The 19,902-nt window shown below is 30.1% G+C and carries 16 protein-coding genes and 1 riboswitch; of the genes, 5 read left to right on the top strand and 11 right to left on the bottom strand.

Translation table 11 applies throughout. The features are described from left to right. Positions 1–114 precede the first annotated feature (114 nt). Positions 115–1,050 (top strand): site-specific tyrosine recombinase/integron integrase, encoded by a 936-nt coding sequence (gene xerA, locus HALSA_RS06160; protein WP_013405735.1) that lies wholly within the window; start codon positions 115–117, stop codon positions 1,048–1,050. A 41-nt stretch (positions 1,051–1,091) separates the two neighbouring features. On the opposite strand, the gene HALSA_RS06155 is transcribed toward xerA, so the two are convergent. Genes HALSA_RS06155 through HALSA_RS06135 form a run of 5 tightly spaced genes read right to left on the bottom strand, consistent with a single transcriptional unit; the run spans position 1,092 to position 5,701 of the window. Continuing rightward, the gene (locus HALSA_RS06155) at positions 1,092–2,210 is read right to left on the bottom strand and encodes an aspartate aminotransferase family protein (RefSeq protein WP_013405734.1); all 1,119 of its coding nucleotides are present in this window, start codon (positions 2,208–2,210) and stop codon (positions 1,092–1,094) included. A gap of 12 nt (positions 2,211–2,222) precedes the next feature. Further along, positions 2,223–2,921: a 2,3,4,5-tetrahydropyridine-2,6-dicarboxylate N-acetyltransferase gene (gene dapD / locus HALSA_RS06150; protein ID WP_013405733.1), complete on the bottom strand. Its 699-nt coding sequence runs from the start codon at positions 2,919–2,921 to the stop codon at positions 2,223–2,225. Between the two features lie 23 nt (positions 2,922–2,944). Continuing rightward, entirely contained in the window at positions 2,945–3,592 is a 648-nt protein-coding gene (locus HALSA_RS06145) for a 4-hydroxy-tetrahydrodipicolinate reductase (RefSeq protein ID WP_013405732.1), read from the bottom strand. Then, positions 3,589–4,467, bottom strand: a complete 879-nt coding sequence (gene dapA, locus HALSA_RS06140; protein ID WP_013405731.1) for a 4-hydroxy-tetrahydrodipicolinate synthase — start codon at positions 4,465–4,467, stop codon at positions 3,589–3,591. The genes HALSA_RS06145 and dapA overlap by 4 nt, the downstream gene beginning before the upstream one ends. Before the next feature lies 1 nt (position 4,468). After that, entirely contained in the window at positions 4,469–5,701 is a 1,233-nt protein-coding gene (locus HALSA_RS06135) for a diaminopimelate decarboxylase family protein (protein ID WP_013405730.1), read from the bottom strand. A gap of 116 nt (positions 5,702–5,817) precedes the next feature. Beyond that, positions 5,818–6,008: riboswitch (Lysine riboswitch) on the bottom strand. A 251-nt stretch (positions 6,009–6,259) separates the two neighbouring features. On the opposite strand from HALSA_RS06135, the gene gdhA reads away from it, so the two are divergent. The 3 genes from gdhA (at position 6,260) to HALSA_RS06120 (ending at position 11,611) form a co-directional block, all read left to right on the top strand. Beyond that, the gene (gdhA, locus tag HALSA_RS06130) at positions 6,260–7,600 is read left to right on the top strand and encodes an NADP-specific glutamate dehydrogenase (RefSeq protein WP_013405729.1); all 1,341 of its coding nucleotides are present in this window, start codon (positions 6,260–6,262) and stop codon (positions 7,598–7,600) included. 1,006 nt (positions 7,601–8,606) lie between these two features. Beyond that, positions 8,607–10,196, top strand: a complete 1,590-nt coding sequence (locus tag HALSA_RS06125; RefSeq protein WP_013405728.1) for a DEAD/DEAH box helicase — start codon at positions 8,607–8,609, stop codon at positions 10,194–10,196. 146 nt (positions 10,197–10,342) lie between these two features. Then, on the top strand, positions 10,343–11,611 hold the full coding sequence (locus tag HALSA_RS06120; protein ID WP_013405727.1) for an ATP-binding protein: 1,269 nt from the start codon (positions 10,343–10,345) through the stop codon (positions 11,609–11,611). 143 nt (positions 11,612–11,754) lie between these two features. Here the strand turns inward: HALSA_RS06120 and HALSA_RS06115 are convergent, their stop codons facing one another. Continuing rightward, a complete protein-coding gene (locus HALSA_RS06115) occupies positions 11,755–12,924 on the bottom strand; it encodes a ribose-phosphate diphosphokinase (RefSeq protein WP_049773862.1) in 1,170 nt (389 codons plus the stop codon). 114 nt (positions 12,925–13,038) lie between these two features. Beyond that, positions 13,039–13,191, bottom strand: coding sequence for a hypothetical protein (locus HALSA_RS12805; protein WP_013405725.1), 153 nt, complete (start codon positions 13,189–13,191; stop codon positions 13,039–13,041). 155 nt (positions 13,192–13,346) lie between these two features. On the opposite strand from HALSA_RS12805, the gene HALSA_RS06110 reads away from it, so the two are divergent. Continuing rightward, complete coding sequence (locus HALSA_RS06110) at positions 13,347–14,603, top strand: Y-family DNA polymerase (RefSeq protein ID WP_013405724.1); 1,257 nt, start codon at positions 13,347–13,349, stop codon at positions 14,601–14,603. Positions 14,604–14,621: 18 nt separating this feature from the next. On the opposite strand, the gene HALSA_RS06105 is transcribed toward HALSA_RS06110, so the two are convergent. The 4 genes from HALSA_RS06105 to HALSA_RS06090 form a co-directional block, all read right to left on the bottom strand. After that, positions 14,622–17,519 (bottom strand): AAA family ATPase, encoded by a 2,898-nt coding sequence (locus HALSA_RS06105; RefSeq protein ID WP_013405723.1) that lies wholly within the window; start codon positions 17,517–17,519, stop codon positions 14,622–14,624. 2 nt (positions 17,520–17,521) lie between these two features. Continuing rightward, entirely contained in the window at positions 17,522–18,838 is a 1,317-nt protein-coding gene (locus HALSA_RS06100; RefSeq protein WP_013405722.1) for a metallophosphoesterase family protein, read from the bottom strand. A 28-nt stretch (positions 18,839–18,866) separates the two neighbouring features. After that, positions 18,867–19,325, bottom strand: a complete 459-nt coding sequence (locus tag HALSA_RS06095; RefSeq protein WP_013405721.1) for a hypothetical protein — start codon at positions 19,323–19,325, stop codon at positions 18,867–18,869. A gap of 135 nt (positions 19,326–19,460) precedes the next feature. After that, positions 19,461–19,811: a DUF4870 domain-containing protein gene (locus HALSA_RS06090; protein WP_013405720.1), complete on the bottom strand. Its 351-nt coding sequence runs from the start codon at positions 19,809–19,811 to the stop codon at positions 19,461–19,463. Positions 19,812–19,902 lie beyond the last annotated feature (91 nt).

Genomic DNA, 19,902 nt, shown 5'->3' with positions numbered 1-19,902 from the left:
TTAACTTCTATAATATATTATAATATAAAGGTCAGAGATGGTCAAGTATTTTAAAGCAGGATTTTCACTTAATTAATAGAATTATATTATTAGGTAGTTCTTTAAAGAGGAGTGATGATAATTTCTCAATTAAAATTTTTAGAAGCAGTAAATAAATTCAAAAAATATTTAGATGTAGAAAAAGGCTATTCTAAATTAACCATCAAGGAATATGAAAATGATCTTCAACAGCTTTATAGATATTTAAAAGAAGAATTAGATTTTCCTGAAGAGTTTAAGCCTGAAGATGTTGATAGACTGGATATAGCAGAATTTTTAGCAGATGCAGTAATTGTCAATGATAATAAGGCTATTACAAGAAACAGGAAGCTCTTTGCTATTCGCTCTTTTTATAAATATTTACTTCGTTATGGGGTAATAGAAAAAAACCCTGCTGAAGCGATTGACAGCAGTAAAACCGATACTAAACTTGAGCCCATTTATCTTAAATTAAAAGAAGCACAAAAATTTATTGCAGCAATTGATGATAAAGATAATATAAATCGTCTACGGGATATTGCCATAACAAAATTATTTTTATATGCAGGATTAAGAATTTCTGAACTTGTTAATTTGGATTTTGATAATGTAGATTTTGAAGATGGCTCTATTAAATTTTATGGTAAGGGAAGTAAAGAAAGATATGTGCCATTACATAATGATGTTACAGAAGCTTTGAAAAGATATTTAAAGGAAAGAAACACCATTAAAATTAAGGATCAAGATGCCAGACAGGCAATATTTTTATCCAGACACGGCAGAAGAATAAGTCCCCGAACTATTCAGTTATTTGTCAAGAAATATGCAAAAAAAGCCGGTTTAAGTAGAGCAGATAAGATTACTCCTCATAAATTAAGGCATACCTTTGCAAGTATGCTATACAGACAGACTAAAGATATTAAAGTATTACAGGACCTTTTAGGTCATGCTAATATTTCAACAACTCAAATCTATACTCATGTGGATACTGAAGAAAAGAAAAGTGCCATTGATGAAATGCCTGATTTTTAAAAAAGAGCTTAGCAGATAAAATCTGATAAGCTCTTTTGAATTTATAATATACTATTTAATTTTTCTATAATCTCATCGATTTCTTTTTTAGTGATATTTAATGCAGGTAAAAAACGGATTGTCTTACCCTTTAAAATATTGAGCAGCAGGCCATTTTTTTCAGCTTTATCACGTAGGCCTTCTATCTCTTCTGCTAATTCCAGACCAAGCATTAAGCCAATTCCTCGATGTTCTTTAATTATATCAGAATCAAGGGTTTTAAGCTGATTATAAAAATAATCGCCATTTTCTTTGATTTGTTCTTGCATATTGCTCAGTTTTTCTAAAACCACCTTAGCACCTCTTAAGGCTAAAGGATTTGGCGCAAAGGTTGAACCATGGTCTCCAGGCTCTAGAACTTCTCTCATTTCTCCTGCCATTATAACAGCACCTAAAGGCAATCCTCCTCCTAATGCTTTAGCAACGGTTATTAGATCAGCTTCAATATCATAGTGTTGAAAAGAATATTTTTTAGCAGTTCTATATAAGCCTGCTTGAACTTCATCAACAGCCATTATCCAGTTATTGGCTGCAGTCATTTTTTTTAATTCTTCTACGAATTCCTTTTCTGCAGGTCTAACCCCTCCTGAACCCTGGAGAGGTTCAAAAAATACTGCTTTAATATCAGGGTTTTCTGCAGCTGTTTTTCTTAATGACTCAATATTATTGAACTCAGCTTCAACAGTATTGGGAATTAGTGGTTTAAACTGATCTTTAATTTCAGGAAAACCATTAACTGCAAGTGCTCCTAAAGTTCTACCATGAAAAGAATTAGAGAAATATAATATCTTTCCATTTTTAATTTTCTTTTTTATGATCTTTAAAGCAAGTTCTGTTGCTTCAGTACCTGAGTTAACATAAAAAACTTTTTCATCTTCCTGGCATAAAAGCTTAGAAACTGCTTCAGTATCTTCATCTAAAAAATAATTTGAAGTATGAGCATAACGTTCCAGTTTAGATTTTATAGAGTTTATTACTTCTGAATGGCTGTGCCCTAATGCCAAAACTCCTATTCCAGAAAAAGTATCTATATACTTATTTCCTTCTTTATCATAGATATAAACTCCATCTGCAAAATCAATTTCAAAATCATAATGATTATATATATCTAAATAATTCATTATAACCACCCTTTATAATTTACGCAGACTTGAAACTAATTCGGTTTTTTGTTTTGTTTTATCATCAACATCTTTAATTTTCTTAGCTGGAGCACCAGCAAAAACAGATGCTGGAGGCACATCATCAATAACTATAGATCCAGCAGCAATCACAGCACCTTCTCCAATTTTAACTCCTTCTAAGACAACAACATTAGCTCCGATTAAAACATTATCTTCAACTATTACCGGATCAGCACTTGGTGGTTCAATTACACCTGCTAAGACTGTCCCAGCGCCAATATGGCAGTTATTACCTACAGTGGCTCTCCCACCTAAAACTGTATTCATATCAATCATGGTATTTTCGCCAATTTTAGCACCGATATTTATAACTGCACCCATCATAATAACACAACCATCGCCAATTTCAACCTGGTCTCTTATATGAGCACCTGGTTCAATTCTAGCATTATATTTATTGTAATCAGCTAAAGGTATAGCTGAATTTTTGCGATCCATTTCTATCTTTTCTTTATCTAGTTTGTCAGCAAGTTTGTCTCTAATTTCACTCAGATCATTATAGTCGCAAAACACAACACCAGAATTATCATCACCAAAGTAATCATAATCACTTAAAGCTTCACTTAAATCTTCACCCTGCACATAGAATTTTACAGGTGTTTTCTTTGTTGAATTAGAAATATAATCAATTAAATCATAAGAATTCATTTATATCACTCCATTTTATATATTTAATTTGTTAATATATCTTTAAAAGAATAAAAACCGGGCTTTAAATCTAATATTTTTTCTGCACTTAAAAGAACACCTTTTGTGAAGGCTTCTCTTGAATATGCTCTATGTTTTAAAGTTAAAACTTCCCCGGTACTGGCAAAATAAACTTCGTGTTCACCAAACTCTGAACCAAGTCTTTTTGAATGCATTTCAATATCTCTATCTATCAATTCTGAGAGCATAATTGCTGTCCCCGAAGGTTTGTCTTTTTTAAATCTATGGTGAGTTTCAGAAATTTCAATATCCCAATCCTGATCAATATATTTATCTATCTTAGTGACAAGTTCACTTAAAATATTGATTCCAATAGAAAAATTAAAACTCTGAATAACTGCTACCTTTTCTGCTAATTGATTTAGCTGCTTAAAATCACCTTCATCTAAGCCAGTTGTTCCAATAATGAGAGGAATCTCTTTTTCTTTAATTACCCTCACAGTTTCTGGGAAAGCTTCTTTTAAAGAAAAATCAATTATCAATTCAGGTTTTTCTAATTCCTTTTCGCCATTCTCATCTTTTTGATATACTAATTCATGGCCAGCTTGAGAAAATATTTTTTCTATAGACTGTCCCATTCTTCCAGAATAACCGATTATTCCATATTTCATATAATCTCTAACCTCCTCATCTCCTCTAAGAGAAGTTCCTGATTTTCAGGACTTAAATTTATAAGGGGACGGCGTAAATTATTATTAGCCAGACCAATTTGAGCCATCGCAAATTTAATTGGAATTGGATTAACATCAATAAAAATTAATTGCATTAAACGATGATATTTATAATATGTTTTTCGAGCTGCTTGATATTCCTCTGCTAAAATTTTATCACATATTTCTTTCATTACTCCTGGAAGTAAATTAGAAAGTACAGAAATAACTCCACTTCCACCAGACATCATAAGAGGCATTGCCTGATCATCATTACCAGATAAGATTGTATTATTATCTCCACTTAAAGAAATTACTTCTAGAATTTGACTCATGTCACCACTTGCTTCTTTAATAGCAACAATGTTATCAGCTTTATCGGCCATTTCTTTAAAAGTTTTAGCTTCAATATTAACTCCTGTTCTAGATGGTACATTATACACTATAATGGGCAGTTCTGTTCTTTCTGCAATATAAGTATAATGATCTACCAATCCAGCCTGACTGGTTTTGTTATAATAAGGAGTTACAATTAAAAGACCATCTGCACCCTGCTCTTCGGCCATTTCGTTCATTTCTACAACTTTAACAGTATCATTTGTTCCGGTTCCAATAATTACAGGTACATTGCCATCTGCTTTAGCAACGGCCATTTTGGTTAGTTCTTTTCTTTCTTCAAAATGAATGGTTGGTGATTCACCAGTTGTACCCATTACAATTAATGCATCAACATTGTTTTCTAATTGATGGTCTAAAATTTTGTCAAAAAGTTGATAATCAACATCTCCATTTTCTTTGAATGGTGTGATAAGAGCTGTGCCTAAACCTTTAAACATATTAATAGCCTCCTATAATAGTATTTGTGTAGTCTTCAAAAGTTTCGTTCCGCCTAATTTGTCTAACTTTTCCATCACGAGTGTAAAGAAATTCACTATTTTTCAACATACCATTATAATTAAAACCCATTGCATGACCATGAGCACCGGTATCATGTATAACTATTATATCATTCTTTTTACTTAAAGGAAGCTTTCTATTTACGGCAAATTTATCGTTATTTTCACATAGAGAACCGACAACATCATAAATTTCTGTTTCTTTTTCTCCTCTTTCCTCAGCATCAATATTAGTTATATGATGATAACTTCCATACATACCAGGCCTCATTAAGTCTGACATAGAAGCATCAAGTCCTAAATATTTTTTAAAGGTTTCTTTTTCTTTAATTATTTTTGTAACTAAATATCCTGATTCTCCAGTCACATATCTGCCAGATTCCAGAAAAATCTTGGGTTTTAAATCTTCAGCTAATATGATGTTCTTATATGATTGATATACAGAATCAGCAATTGCTTTTAGATCAACATTTTGCTCAGGCAAATATGGAATACCAATTCCACCACCAATATTAATAAATTCTATTTCTACTCCAAATTCATTAATTAATTCTAAAGCAAAGTCAAAAATCATTTCTGTATAATCTTTAAATATTGCTGGATCATTTTCATTCGAAACCACCATAGTATGCAGCCCAAGTTTTTTTATACCATTTTTAGATAAAAAAGAAACAGCTTCTTTAATTTGTTCTGCAGTAGAACCAAATTTGGAATCTTTTGAATCACCCATGATCTCATTTTCAATAGAACCGGGATTTAATCTAAAAGAAATATTTTCAGGAATAATATCATTCTCAAAAAGCTCATAAATATCAGCAGCCCAATCTATGTTTATAATAGCTCCCCTATCTACTGCATATTGATAAGCATCAAGGGTTGTTAAATTAGAGGTAAACATTATATCAGTACCACTAAAACCAACCTTTTCTGCCAGTTTTATTTCAGATACTGTTGCAGCATCAACACCACAATTCATTTCTTTCATTATTTTTAAAATATGTGGATTTGGATTTGCTTTGATAGCAAAATATTCTTTAAAATCAGTCCAGTTAAATGAATCAATCAAATTATTTAAGCGTTCAATAATTATTCTTTCGTCATAAATATGAAAGGGAGTTCCATGTTCTTTAATTATTTTTTTAATTTTGTTTTTAGGTATGGTAATATTTTTCATAACAATATATCTACTCCATTTAATTATTTTCGTTCTATTATAATTATAGCATAACAAAAACTCAGCGAATTCGCTGAGTTAAATAGCTTAACCAGAGAAATCACCTCTTCCAAATCTTTTGAGATAGCTCAACACTAAAAGTCTGGATTAAACTTTTAATGACAGTTCTGTACATATTTTATACAGACCCAGCAGTTAAATGCTTAAGCTCAATTAACCACTTCGGCGAATAAACCTTTCACTTAAAATCTTAAGCTTAAATTAAACTTTAAGTTACTAATTTATAATTCGCGCCTCTACCCCATCCAAGAAGATGAGGCATTTTCCTATTTAATTTATTCAATTTTAATATTTATAATATTACTTAGATTTAGTATATATAATTGTAGTTTTATTGTCAAGAAAATCTCAGAGATTTATTTACAGTTTAGAAATATTCTTTGTATACATGTATACTTATTGATATCTAAAGTATTTTAATTGATTTTAATCTGAATATATAATAATATAAATTTATGTGATAGTTAAATTAATATTAAATTTTGAGGAGTGAGAAGTTTGAGTAAATATACTGATAAAGTATTAAAAATGGTAAAAGAAAGAAATCCGGGAGAATCAGAATTTCATCAAGCAGTTGAAGAAGTGCTGGAATCTATTAAAGTTGTTTTTGACAAACACCCTGAATATGATGAACATGGTATTTTAGAAAGATTGGTAGAACCAGAAAGACAAATTATCTTTAGGGTTCCCTGGGTTGATGATAACGGAAATGTAAAAGTAAATCGTGGTTTTAGAGTTGAATTCAATAGTACTCTTGGTCCATATAAAGGTGGTATTAGATTTCATCCATCTGTTTATTCAGGAATTATAAAATTTCTTGGATTTGAACAAATTTTTAAAAACGCTTTAACCGGCCGCCCTATTGGTGGAGGTAAAGGTGGTAGTGATTTTGATCCCAAAGGTAAATCAGACGGGGAAGTAATGCGTTTTTGTCAGAGTTTTATGACAGAATTATCACGCCATATCGGTGAGAAGACAGATGTTCCTGCAGGAGATATTGGAGTTGGTGCAAGAGAAATTGGTTACCTTTTTGGTCAATATAAACGTATTAAAAATAGATATGAAGCTGGAGTATTAACCGGTAAGGGTTTAGCCTGGGGTGGAAGCCTTGTTCGTACTGAAGCAACCGGTTATGGTTTAATTTACATACTTGAAGAAATGCTTAAAGAAAATAACGTTTCACTAATTGATAAGGAAGTTGTTGTTTCTGGTTCCGGTAATGTTGCAATTTATGCTGCTGAAAAGATAACTCAGTTGGGAGCTAAAGTAGTTGCAATGAGTGATTCTTCCGGTCACCTTTATGATGAAAACGGAATTGATCTTGAATATATAAAAGAAATTAAAGAAGTTAATCGCGGAAGAATTAAAGAATACTTAGATAAATATCCTGAAGCAGAATACTGTGAGGATTGTACTGATATCTGGTCAATGAAATGTGATATTGCTCTTCCCTGTGCTACTCAAAATGAAATGGATGTAGAAGCTGCTCAAAAATTAATAGATAATGGAGTAACTGCAATCGCTGAAGGAGCAAATATGCCTTTAACACCTGCAGCAGCTAAACTTGTTCAGGAGAATAATGTATATTATATACCTGGTAAGGCTGCTAATGCTGGTGGAGTTGCCACTTCTGCTTTAGAAATGACCCAAAATGCTATGTGGGATAACTGGAGTTTTGACAAAGTTGATCAAAAATTACAGCAGATAATGATAAATATCTATAAAAATGCAAGTCAAGTGGCAAAGGAATATGGTTTAGAAGGTGATTTAGTGGCAGGAGCCAATATTGCTTCCTTCCACACAATTGCTGATGCAATGATTGATCAGGGTGTAATTTAAATAAAATTAAACTGTATAAAAGATAAAATCCCAGTTCTTTTGTTTAATGAGCTGGGATCTTTTTGTATATTTTTTACAGAGAAAAAGGACTAGAATTGTTTTATCTAAAACTGCCAAGAAAACTCCCTCCAAGCTATGCATTGGGTGGAGATGAATTGGCTATTTATTCTGATTTTCAATATACTTTTTAATTGTCTCAATAGTAGCACCACCAGAAGATACAATAATGATATTGTAGACTATAAACAGAATGATAATTGTTATTTAAGTCTCTATCCATAAAGATCAAACCTCCATTTTTTCTTTTACAAGCAAACATATGTATGATATAATTATAGTAGGATGGAGGTGAAAAATCAATACGATTATCATTTAAATTCAAGCCTAAATTAAGCCATAAGCAATTAGTAATAATTAATGAATTAGCCTGGCATTGCTCTAAATTATATAATACAGTCAATTCTCAGACCTATCAAAGAGGCGAGAGATAATGGATTTGTGGACAATCCTTCAAGATTAAGGGTATCCTAAACTATTAGGAGCAAAACTTAAAAGCCAAACATCTTGTAAACTGACCTAGTAATATAGGTTGAACTTTAATCTATATGAAGCAGTTAGAAGCTCCATCCGACGCGAAGCTAGTATCTCTTTTGATGCAAATCTTGGTTTTGATTTAGGTGGAGAGGTTCACCAGTAGCAATTTGCTTTACTAATAAAATATAAAAGTATTTTTAACTTGTTCAAATAATAACAAAGTGCTTTTTTTGTCAAACATTAGAAAAAACAAATAATTAAATTTGACTTTGCTGATAGCTTAGGTTATACTAAACAAGTTGAATAAAAGTTAATTTATAATTAATAAAAATATAGCACTTAAGCCTTGACTATATAAATTCAGTCAAGGATTTTTTGTGTTTAGATCAAAATTGCTTTTATTAAATTAACTAATAGATTTAATATCTTGAAGTAAAAAAGAAATAAAATTATAAAGGAAGTGGAATTAGATTTGCAAAAAATTAGATTTAATGAACTAGATATTTCAAACGAGATTTTAAAAGCAGTTGATGATATGGGTTTTGAAGAAACTACCCCTATTCAATCAAATGCTATACCGGCAGTACTGGCAGGCAAGGACATTGTAGGACAGGCACAAACTGGAACAGGAAAAACAGCAGCTTTTGGTATTCCATTGTTAGAAGAAATGGATGCTAATAAAAAAGATCCTCAGGCAATTATCCTCTGTCCCACTAGAGAACTTGCAATCCAGGTATCTGAAGAATTAAAAAGACTGGCCAAATATAAAAAACGAATTTATACTTTACCTGTTTATGGTGGCCAATCAATCCAGAGACAAATTAGAGCTTTAAATAAAGGAGTTCAGATTGTTATTGGTACCCCGGGAAGAGTTATGGACCATATAAGAAGAGGTACATTAAAATTAAACCAGATTAATTACTTTGTACTTGACGAAGCAGATGTTATGTTAGATATGGGTTTTATAGATGATATAGAAACTGTTTTAAGAGATATTCCCGAAGATAGACAAACTCTCTTCTTTTCTGCTACAATTCCTAAATCTATTCGTAGATTAAGCAGAAAATATCAAAAAAATTCTCAGTTTTTAAAAGTTGCTCATGAAAAATTAACTGTTCCTTCTATAGAGCAGTATTATTATGAACTAAGAAGGCATGATAAATTAAAAGCACTAACCAGGTTACTTGATTTAAATAATCCAGAGCTGGCAATTGTGTTTTGTAATACCAGGAAAATGGTTGATGAATTAAATATTAAATTACAGGCTCGTGGCTATTTATCTGATGCAATCCATGGTGGTTTAAACCAAAATCAGCGTGATCGAGTAATGGGTAAATTTAGAAATGGTATAATAGAAATACTTGTAGCAACTGATGTAGCTGCTAGGGGAATTGATGTTGATGATATTGAAGCAGTATTCAATTACGATTTACCACAGGATACCGACTATTATGTGCATAGAATTGGACGTACTGGTAGAGCAGGTAAAAGTGGTAAAGCATTTAGTTTTGTGGTAGGTAAAGATATATATAAATTAAGAGATATTCAAAAATACACAAAAACTAAAATCAAAAGAGACAAAATACCTAGTGCTGATGATATAGAAGAAGCTAAGTTTGAACAATTTAATGAAGAACTTAGTGCATATATTGAATCAGAAAAACTGGATAAATATATTGAGTTGATAGAAAATATTATTGATGAAGAGTTTTCTGCTATTGAAATTGCAGCAGCACTGATGAAAAAATCATTTAATAAAGCTGATAATGATGATACAGAAAAAGTTGAATCACCGAATTTTGGTGATACAGGTGCAGAACCAGGAATGGTTAGATTATTTATCAACATAGGTAAAAAAGATAGAATATCACCCCGACATATTGTTGGAGCAATTGCTGGAGAAACCGGTCTTCCCGGTGGACTTATTGGAGCAATAGACATTTACGATAATTTTACCTTTGTTGAAGTCCCAAGAGAAAAAGGCCATGATGTTTTAGGAGTAATGAAAAATAACTATATCAAAGGTAATAAAATAAATATTGAAACAGCTAAAGCTAAATAAGAAATGAATACTGCAAAAGGGCTGAGAATTAAATTTCTTAGCTCTTTTTTTGTATTTTTTTAAGAAAATTTAATTTAGCTATAAATCCATTAATTTTTTTGCTATAATTATTTTAAATTACTTTAATTAAGGAAGTGAATATAATAATGAGTTATACTAAAAAAGAAATAGTTGAGAGCTTATCTGCTCTAGATCAGCTTATACTTTATAGAAAGCTAGCTAAAAATGATCTCTTAAATAAAATTAAAAGGAAATTAATTAAAGAAGATTCCAAACAAAACTTTAATTTTAGTCAGGTTATCAATGAGCTGGTTGACTTTAATGAAAGATTAGGCCTTAAAGGTGATATTTTTAGAAATTATGTTAAAGGTATTTTCATTAACGATCAAAACAGTTTTTCTTTAGCCGCCGAAAAAAATACAATAGCTGAAAATTCAAGTCTATATCAGCTCGCAATAAACGATTTAGCCATAATTAATCAAGTTGTTAAAATTAAATTTTCTGATTTAATTAGAGTATTTAATTTAGAAAGCTATTCTTTTTTATCTCCTTATCATGCTCATCAAATTAACAAAAGAAATCTTAAAATATATAATTCTATCTTAGATGGTCAATATAATATTAAAGATTCCTTAAAAAATATTAATAATTTTTATCAAAAATTTGGGACTTCTGTTTTGAATCAAAGTTCCGCTTTTTACTGGCAAAATTCTGCCTTAAAAGTTGTTAAAAACCCTGATAAAATAACCTTTGAACAAATAATTGCCTATCAAAAACAAAAAGATGAGTTAATAAATAATACAAAAAGTTTTATTAATGGCAGTAAAGCCCATAATGTTTTATTATATGGTGACAGTGGTACAGGTAAATCTTCTTCTGTTAAAGCACTATTAAATGAATTTCAGGATCAGGGCTTAAGATTAATTGAAATTACCACTTCACAAATTAAAGAATTATCGGAAATAATGGAATATTTAAGTCAAAGAGGTCTCTATTTTATTATTTTTATGGATGATCTTTCTTTTGAAGAATTTGAAACTGAGTATAAAAGTTTAAAAGCAATTATGGAAGGTGGTATTGAATCTAAACCAGATAATGTGTTATTTTATGCAACAAGTAACCGTCGCCATCTGGTAAGAGAAAAATGGCAGGATCGAAAATCTGAAGTTCATAAAAATGATATATTAAATGAAAAATTGTCACTTGCTGAAAGATTCGGCTTAACTTTAATGTATAATAATCCTGATCAAGAGAAATACTTAAAGATAGTTAGAGAAATTGCAGCTCAGGAAAATATAGATATTGATAATTCTGTACTTGAAAATAAAGCCCTAAAGTGGAGTAAATGGCATAATGGTAGGTCAGGCAGAAGTGCTCGTCAATTTATTGATCAACTCTTAAAATTAAAAAGCTAATACTTGCTTGTTATTATTTAATTTAGTGAAATGCTTTTTGATTTGTAATGGCTAGAGAAAAAAATTAAACGATTAAAACCAGCAAGGTCATTTTTTCTCCTTTGCTGGTTTTTTAGTACTTTAATTTTATTTTAAATAGAATATTATAAAATCCCTTTAATTTTGTCTGTAGCGTCAAGCAGTGGACTCACAGATTCATCATAGTTAACAGTATCAATCAAATGGGCAATTAATTTTGACATATCTACTTCTTCAAACCAGTCTGAATCTTTAAATTTCTGCGGTATATAGGTTAAATTAGTTGAAAACAATTTTTGAATATAGCCCTTTTTATAGTACTCATCCATTTTTTCTATTCCATTTGTAAAGAAAGTAAAAGAAACTGCTACAAAAATATTTCTTGCATTTTTCTTTTTCAATTCTTTTGAAATATCAAAAACAGATCCTCCAGATGCAATCATATCATCAACTATTAAAACATCTTTCCCAGCAACTTCGGCTCCCATATATTCATGTTGAACGATCGGGTTTTGGCCATTAACAATTTTTTTGTAATCTCTACGCTTATAAAATAGACCTACATCTGAACCTAAAACTCCTGCATAATAAATTGCCCGATTCATGGCTCCAGTATCTGGAGAAATGACCATTAATTTGTCTTTATCAAGATCAAGATTAAGGTCCTCTTCCACTCTTTTGAGAGCTTTAATAATTTGATAAGTCGAATGTAGACTTTCAAAACCAGTTTGAGGAATTGCATTTTGCACTCTTGGTTCATGAGCATCAAAGGTAAAAATGTTTTCTACACCAAGATTTTCTAATTCTTGCAGAGCCATTGCACAATCAAGTGATTCCCTGCTATTTCTTTTATCCTGACGACTTTCATATAAAAGAGGCATAATAACATGAATTCTTCTTGCTTTACCTGCTATAGCTGAGATAAGTCTTTTTATATCCTGAAAATGATCATCAGGACTCATCCTATTCTCCTGGCCAAACATATTATAGGTTACACTATAATTGCCAACATCAGCTATTACAAAAATATCTTTGCCGCGAATGGTTTCTTTTAAATGTCCCTTTCCTTCACCATTAGAAAATCTTATAATTTCACTCTCAATAATATAAGATTCCTGCAACTTTTCTACCTGATATTCTTCAGAACATTCAGCTAACATGTCTTTCCTTTTTTGAACAAGATATTTATCAATTTTTTTTCCAAGTTCTTTGCAGCTTTCATGCACAATAATTCCCAACTGTCCAAATGGTATTTTTTTAAAATTGTCTTCTTCCACTTTCTTAATCCACCTCATTTAAATAAATTATTATATTTTTAAAATTAGACTATAACTAATTGCTGTATATATCATTAATATTGTATATCATTATTATTAAGGATTGCAAGTATAATTTTTACTAATTAACTTTTAATGCTTATTTAAGAAAAAATGCATTAAAATACCTGCTGTACTACCTATTAATATTGCTGCAATAGCTCCTGTGACAAGATTCAAATTAAAATAATTTATAACAGTTGCTGAAACTGCACCGATAAAAGCATAAAGAATTAATCTATTCAATAAAAATTACCTCCTTTGTATATTTGTTCTTAACTTAATTATAACAACTATTGGCCAAATTTAAAAGCTGATTTTAACAAACTAATGTTTGCATAAATATCAGTTTTTTGTTAAAATTATATAAAACAGATGTTCGCATTAGTGGGAGGGTTAAGATGAAGATTGATTACAGTGATGCTCCAAAAAACAATATTTTGTGTGTTGACATGAAGGCTTTTTATGCAAGTATAGAATTAGTAAAAAGAGGTTTAAATCCTTTAGAAAATCATTTGGCTGTTGTTGGAGACAAAAAAAGAAAAGGCTCTGTAATATTAGCTGCTTCTACAGCTCTTAAAAAAAAATATGGCATTCATACAGGCAGTAGGCTTTTTGAAATTCCTAAAAAAGATGAAATAATAATTGCAGAAGCTAATATGCAGTTATATTTAGATATCTCAATGAAGATAACTGAAATTTATAATTCATTTCTTCCCTTAGAAGCTATCCATATCTATTCTATTGATGAAGCCTGGCTTAATTTAAATGGTACTGAAAAAAAGTTTGGAGATAGTTTGACTACAGCTAAAAAAATCAAACAAAAAATCTGGGATGATTATTCTCTTCTCTGCAGTATGGCAGTTGCTCCAAATATGTTTTTAGCCAAGGTTGCTATGGATATTGAAGGTAAAAAAACTGGTTTGTGTAAATGGGACTATTCTGATGTAAAAGATAAACTCTGGCCTATTAAATTATCTCAATGCTGGGGAATTGGTTCAAAAACTGAAAAAAAGCTAAACGCAATTGGAGTTTTTAAACTTGGAGAGCTAGCCAAATTACCTCTCAGTTATTTAGAAAAAAAATTTGGAATAATAGGTAATCAATTATATTATCATGCCTGGGGGATTGATTATTCTAAGTTAGAAGGTCACTATCAAGATCACAGACATAATATTGGCAGAGGAATTACTCTACTTAGAGATTATAATGACCTTGAAGAAATTAAAACTGTTATTTTTAATTTAGCTGAAGAAGTAGCCAAAAGAGCCAGACATAACAACTTAAGAGCTAAAACTATTAAATTAAGCCTTTCTTTTTCCTATCAAGAAGTTAAGAAAGGCTTTAGCAGACAGCTGACACATAAACGAGCTACTAATTTCAGTCAAGATATTTTTAGAGCTGCTCTAGTTCTTTTGCAAAAAAATTATCAGGGAGAAAAAGTAAGAAAAATAACTTTAACCCTGGGTAATTTTTCGAATAATAATTATAGGCAGTTAAATCTTTTCGGAAATGATGATAGGCAAATAAAAATTAATGAAATTAGAGATAAGCTGGAAAAACAATTTGGACATGATGCTTTATTTTATGCCAGGAATATTCAAAAAGGAAGTATAAAAGCTAAAATAGATAATACAATAGGCGGCCATAAAAAGTAGCCGCCTTAGTTGTCTTTATCACTCAATTAAAAGATGTTCCTGGAGAGATTCAGCATCAGTCAGTTCAAAACTCCCCTTTTCTAATCTCCAGTACTGAGCAGATTGAGAAATGTTTTTCAGGCACTTTATTAAATGTGGATGACAGCTTAAAACAAAAACTTGATGAGTCTGAGCAAGTCTAGAAATAACCTTAACAGTATTAAGTAAATGACTGTGATCAAAATTAACCAAAGAATCATCTAAAACAACCGGTAAATGAGGTTTGATTTCGTTTATTCTGCTCAAACGAACTGCTAAAAAGAGCTGTTCCATTGTTCCTCTACTTAAATAATCAACTCTATTAAAAGTTCTACCATCTGCTAAAATAGTTTTGAATTCTGTATCTTCAAGATCTCCAGAAGTCTCAATAGAATTATATTCATCTGAGGTTATTTCTGCCAAAATATCAGCTGCAGGCTTTAAGAGCTCATCTTCTGCTCTATTGATAAATCTCTCCCTCAACTTGTTTAAAATAAAATAAACACTCTTATTAACTGCATATCTTTCTGCAAGATTTCTCAAATCACTTCTGGCATCATTAATTTTTTGATGTGCTTTTTGAACATCCTGTGAAGATGCTAATCTATCAATTTCATTTTTTAATGTATTAATTTCTTCCAGTAATATTTTGTGCTGCTTTTTGTTTTCACTAAGTTCAGTTGAAGTTTCTTTATATGCTTTTTCCACAGCCTGAAGTGAGGAAAAACCCCGATAAAGTTTTTTAAATGATGTTAAAGCTCCTATTTCATTATCAATACCTTCAGGTTCAGCAAAATAATTGACAAGATAACTGCGAATTCTATCTGAAGAGTTAAAACTAGAACTCAGCTGGTCTTTTTTATTTAAATATTTTTCTTCTAAATTTTTGAATTCCGAAAATTCTTCTGCTTTGTTAAGATATTTATTTAAAGCAGATAATAGATCAGCTTCAAAATTTATTTGATTTGCTTTAAAAAAACTCTTTATATCAGATTCAAGACCGAGATATTTTTCTTCAACTTCTTTAAAGCTATTAACAACTTCTAAATTCTTCACAATATTTTTAAACTCAACAAAAATTTCTTGATATTTAGTAACTAAATTAGCTTCATTTACTTTAAGTAGTTCACTTTCAGTATATTGATAAATATTATTTATTATTTTTATTATTTCTTTTAATACAGCTTCTAATTCCTTTCTCTTTACTTCCAACTTCTCTTGGTCTTTATTTAATAAATTCAACCTGCTTTTCTTATCCTTAATCATTCTATAATAATCACTTATTATACTAACTGCTTGACTATCTTCTATTCCCAGTTCAAGTCGATAGTTAGTTAATTTTTCTTCGTGATTTTTTAAATCCTGCTCAAGTTCTTTAAGTTTCAAATTCAAGCTATTAAGTTTTTTCTCATTTTTTTTGATTACAATTTCCAACTCTTCTTTTGCTTTTTCTTTCTCTAAAAGGGGTTTATATTGAGTAGAAAAGTAAATATGATTTAAAAACAAAGCAGAAAGCAAAGTGATTAAGGCTGCACTCAGATTATAAAAAGCTGTAAAAATTGCAAGAATAAAGGCTATTAAGCCAAAAAGATAAGTTCTTTTAAGAGTAGATTCTGGATTGAGATCATCATATTGCTTTAATTCTTCCAGATGAGCGTTATGTTTTTCTTTTAGATCCTCTTTTTCTTTTTTTAAGCTTTCTAATTGTTGTTTTATATTTCTAAAAGTTTCTATTGTTCTACTTAAATCCCTTTGTTTAAGTTCATCAATTTTTATATTTTTTATCTCCTGAAGTGGTTCATCCCACTCAGAATTAATCTCTTTAAGCTCGTTTTCTAGTATATTTCTTTTTTCATGCAATTCATTTTTAGCTTCTAAATAACTACGTATTTTTTCTATGTACACCTCTTTTTTAGACTTATATGTATTTATTTGTCCAGAATTTTCTATAATAATTGCCAGGATTTTTTCTCTGTGTTCTTCAAGAGACAAAGATATTAAATTGTCTTTTTTACTTTGATAATCTTCTTTTAAAACTTGATAGCTTTTTTTAAAAGAGATTGCTTTTTCATAATTTTCCCGACTGAATTTTTCTGAATCTAAATCTTTAACAGAAAACTGATTCAACTTAAATTCAAGTTCTTCAATCTCTTGATAGTTTTGATAATTATTTTTTAAAAGATCAAATAAAAATTCTTTTCTTGTTAATTTTTTGTTATTTTTTTCAAGCAACTCTAGATTTTCTTCTTTTTCAGCCAGTTCTTTTCTTTTTGCTATAAAATCGTCTAACTGTTTTAGAGCTTTATCTTTATCTTTTTCTGCTTCTTTAATCTGATTATAATAACTTTTAAATTGACTTACATTTGTACTCCCCAGTTTTCCACCAATTTTTACAGCATCATTAAAATAATTATCTGCTATTTCCGGTACTTTTATTAATTCAGAAAGACCAGCTCCAAGCAGTAGAGAAAAAACCTTTTTTTGCTTTTTATTATTTTTGCTGATTTTAGAAACATGCTGTAATTCATCTAAACTTATAGTAAATAATTGCTGGTATGTTAACCTATCAAGATCATTAAATAATTGCACAGCATCTAAATCTTCATCAGGATTACTGTTATTTATTGGCTGTGCTTTTGCTTTAGCAAAACCATCTAAAATTAAATTATAGTTTTGATCATCGGTTTTTAACACTGTTTCTATATAATACTGTTCACGAGCAGGAGGTATAGAACCATCTTGAGGTAAGCCATAGGGAAGATTTTTAATTATATTTAAAAAACTGCTTTTCCCGGAACGATTATGACCACCTATTACAACCAGACCATCACCAAGACCTTCTAAATACTGATTATTAAAAATACCAAAATCCCGTATATAAATACTTTTAAGTTTCAATATTAATCTCCACCTTCAATCAATTCAGATATTATAATTTTTTCAGCTTCTGCTAAAATCTCTTTTTTTAACTCTTTACTGGCAAAAAATCTATCATTTTCTCGATCTTCAGCTTCAGAATCACCCTGCCAAATTGCTCCCCACTCATCTAATAAGCTTTCTTCTAGTTCTGGTTTTTTTAAAAGATCTGCCATTAAATTTTCAAGTTCTTTAAAAAGCTGATTTCTTCCTTTGAGATTATCGAGCTCAGGAAGTTTATCAGCGGTTCTTAACACAATTGAATGTGACCACAAAAAGGGTCTTTGTTTTGCAAAAATTGATCTGAGTTCACTTAAAAGACTGGTTTCTACTTCACTTCTGTTGTTTTTAATATATTGATTAACTTCTGTCCTACCTTTAATGAGCCAGCGTACTATATAACCTTCTACGATCTCATTTTCGTTGCTGTTGATCAATTCATTCAACAATTTTTCAGCTCTATTGAAAATATGTTTTTTTAAATGAGAAATATTTTGCAATTCCTCTTTGTTGCTTAGCTCAATTTTAATATTTTTAAATACAATCGGTGAAAGTTTTATAAAGTTTTTAGTAATTCTCATATCCTGATCAACTTCAATCAGCAAACAACCTTTGTTACCTTTCTCATTAATATCTCTCCCCTGTATAGTCCCTGAATAAGCTAAAACAGGGTTGTTTTTATTTATTTCTTGATATTGATGAATATGTCCCAAGGCCCAATAATGTATTTCTTCTTTTGACAATAAATCACTTTTTGTAACAGGTACATATCTTCTGCTATCTGCCTTTAATGCGGTATGAAGAAGCGCTAAATTAAATACAGATTTGTCTTGAGGAGTGTAAAAATTATACATGCTTCTAGACTCGAATTTCTGTCTGTATGATTGACCTAAAATTCTAGCTATAACTTGATTATTTTTTTTAAATTCTTTAATTTCAACCTCTTCACTTGAAAAGAAATGTACATTTTCTGGTAGTTCAAATGGTTCTTTTTTTCTTCCTGCAGGATCATGATTTCCAGAAATAATGTAAATATAAATACCTTCGTTATTTAGCTTTTGACAGAGTTTAAGAAAAAAGCGGCTTGAACTGACCGATCTAGCTTCTCTATCATATAAATCTCCTGAAATAACTATAAAATCTACTTTTTCAGTAATTGCTTTATCCACCAGTCTCTGCAGTGATTTTTGTTCTGCCTGACTAAAGATATCTAATAATTCTTCATCTGGATTTCCACCATAACTTAAAGGTCTTCCTAAATGAATGTCTGCAGTATGAATAAATTTAAATTTTTTAGTCATTATTTACCCCCAAACAAACTTTGTTTATTTAACTATAATCCCTATTGGTTCTATTTTCCCATTTAATAAAAAACCAGCTGAAAACATATATTTGAACTGCTGCTTTTGCAAGTGAATTTAAATGCTCTGTTAGAGTTAAACTTCTATAAATAAAGCCTTCTATAGTACCAGGTGCCGGGAAAAGACCTCCAATAAGAGATAAACCTAAAATCAAAAAAAATAATTTTAATATAGCATATTTGCTTTTAATAATGATTTCATAAAAAGGATATAAAATTGTTGCCAAAAACAATCCTCTTAAGACCTGCCATAAGGGTGCAGTTCTAATAATTAAGGAATTGCTTACTCGAAGGCTTTCAAATTGCTCAACACCAATAAAAATATTGGGATAATTTTGTATATTCATAAACAATACACCGATAAAAACATATGTAATTAAATGGACAATAGTAAATCGTGCCAAAAAGTAGTAAAATTTTTTTCCCATATCTTTCTCCCCCAAAAGTTATTCTAACTATAAATTTCTAGATAAATCTTCTAAACCCTTTTCTAATCAATTCATTAACAAATTAAGCCTGTAGACATTTACTTCTACAGGCAAATAATTTTAAATATTATTTTTTTAATCATCAAAACTATCTCCAAAAACCATTTCTTCTGCTACATCACCAATAAAAGGCAGCTTATAAACTTCTCCGATATAAGCTTTATACATCAAAAATATCCAGAGTATAGTTCCAAAAAAAGTTATCAAAGAAGCTATTATTAATCCTATACCAGGAAGTATAAGAATAAGAGAAGAAACAATAAATAAAGAGAAAAAAGTTAATAAAGACTGCATGGCATGAAATCTAACATGATTATTTTCTTTTTCAAAAAAGAGAAAAAATAATCCTGTAACCCAGATTCCAGCATAACAAAGTATAGATTCAATATTCTCATCCATTCCTAAAGAAGTTTTTTTATGATACATAGTTATTCCCCCTTCTGTTTGACAAATTATAATATAAATATTTTAAACACAAGGTGAATCTTTAGTATCTACTTATATAGTATCATATTTA

Source organism: Halanaerobium hydrogeniformans, from assembly GCF_000166415.1.
GTDB classification, from domain to species: Bacteria; Bacillota; Halanaerobiia; order Halanaerobiales; family Halanaerobiaceae; genus Halanaerobium; species Halanaerobium hydrogeniformans.
Note: the sequence above shows the minus strand (reverse complement) of the source record. Positions and strands in the feature narration are given on the sequence as shown.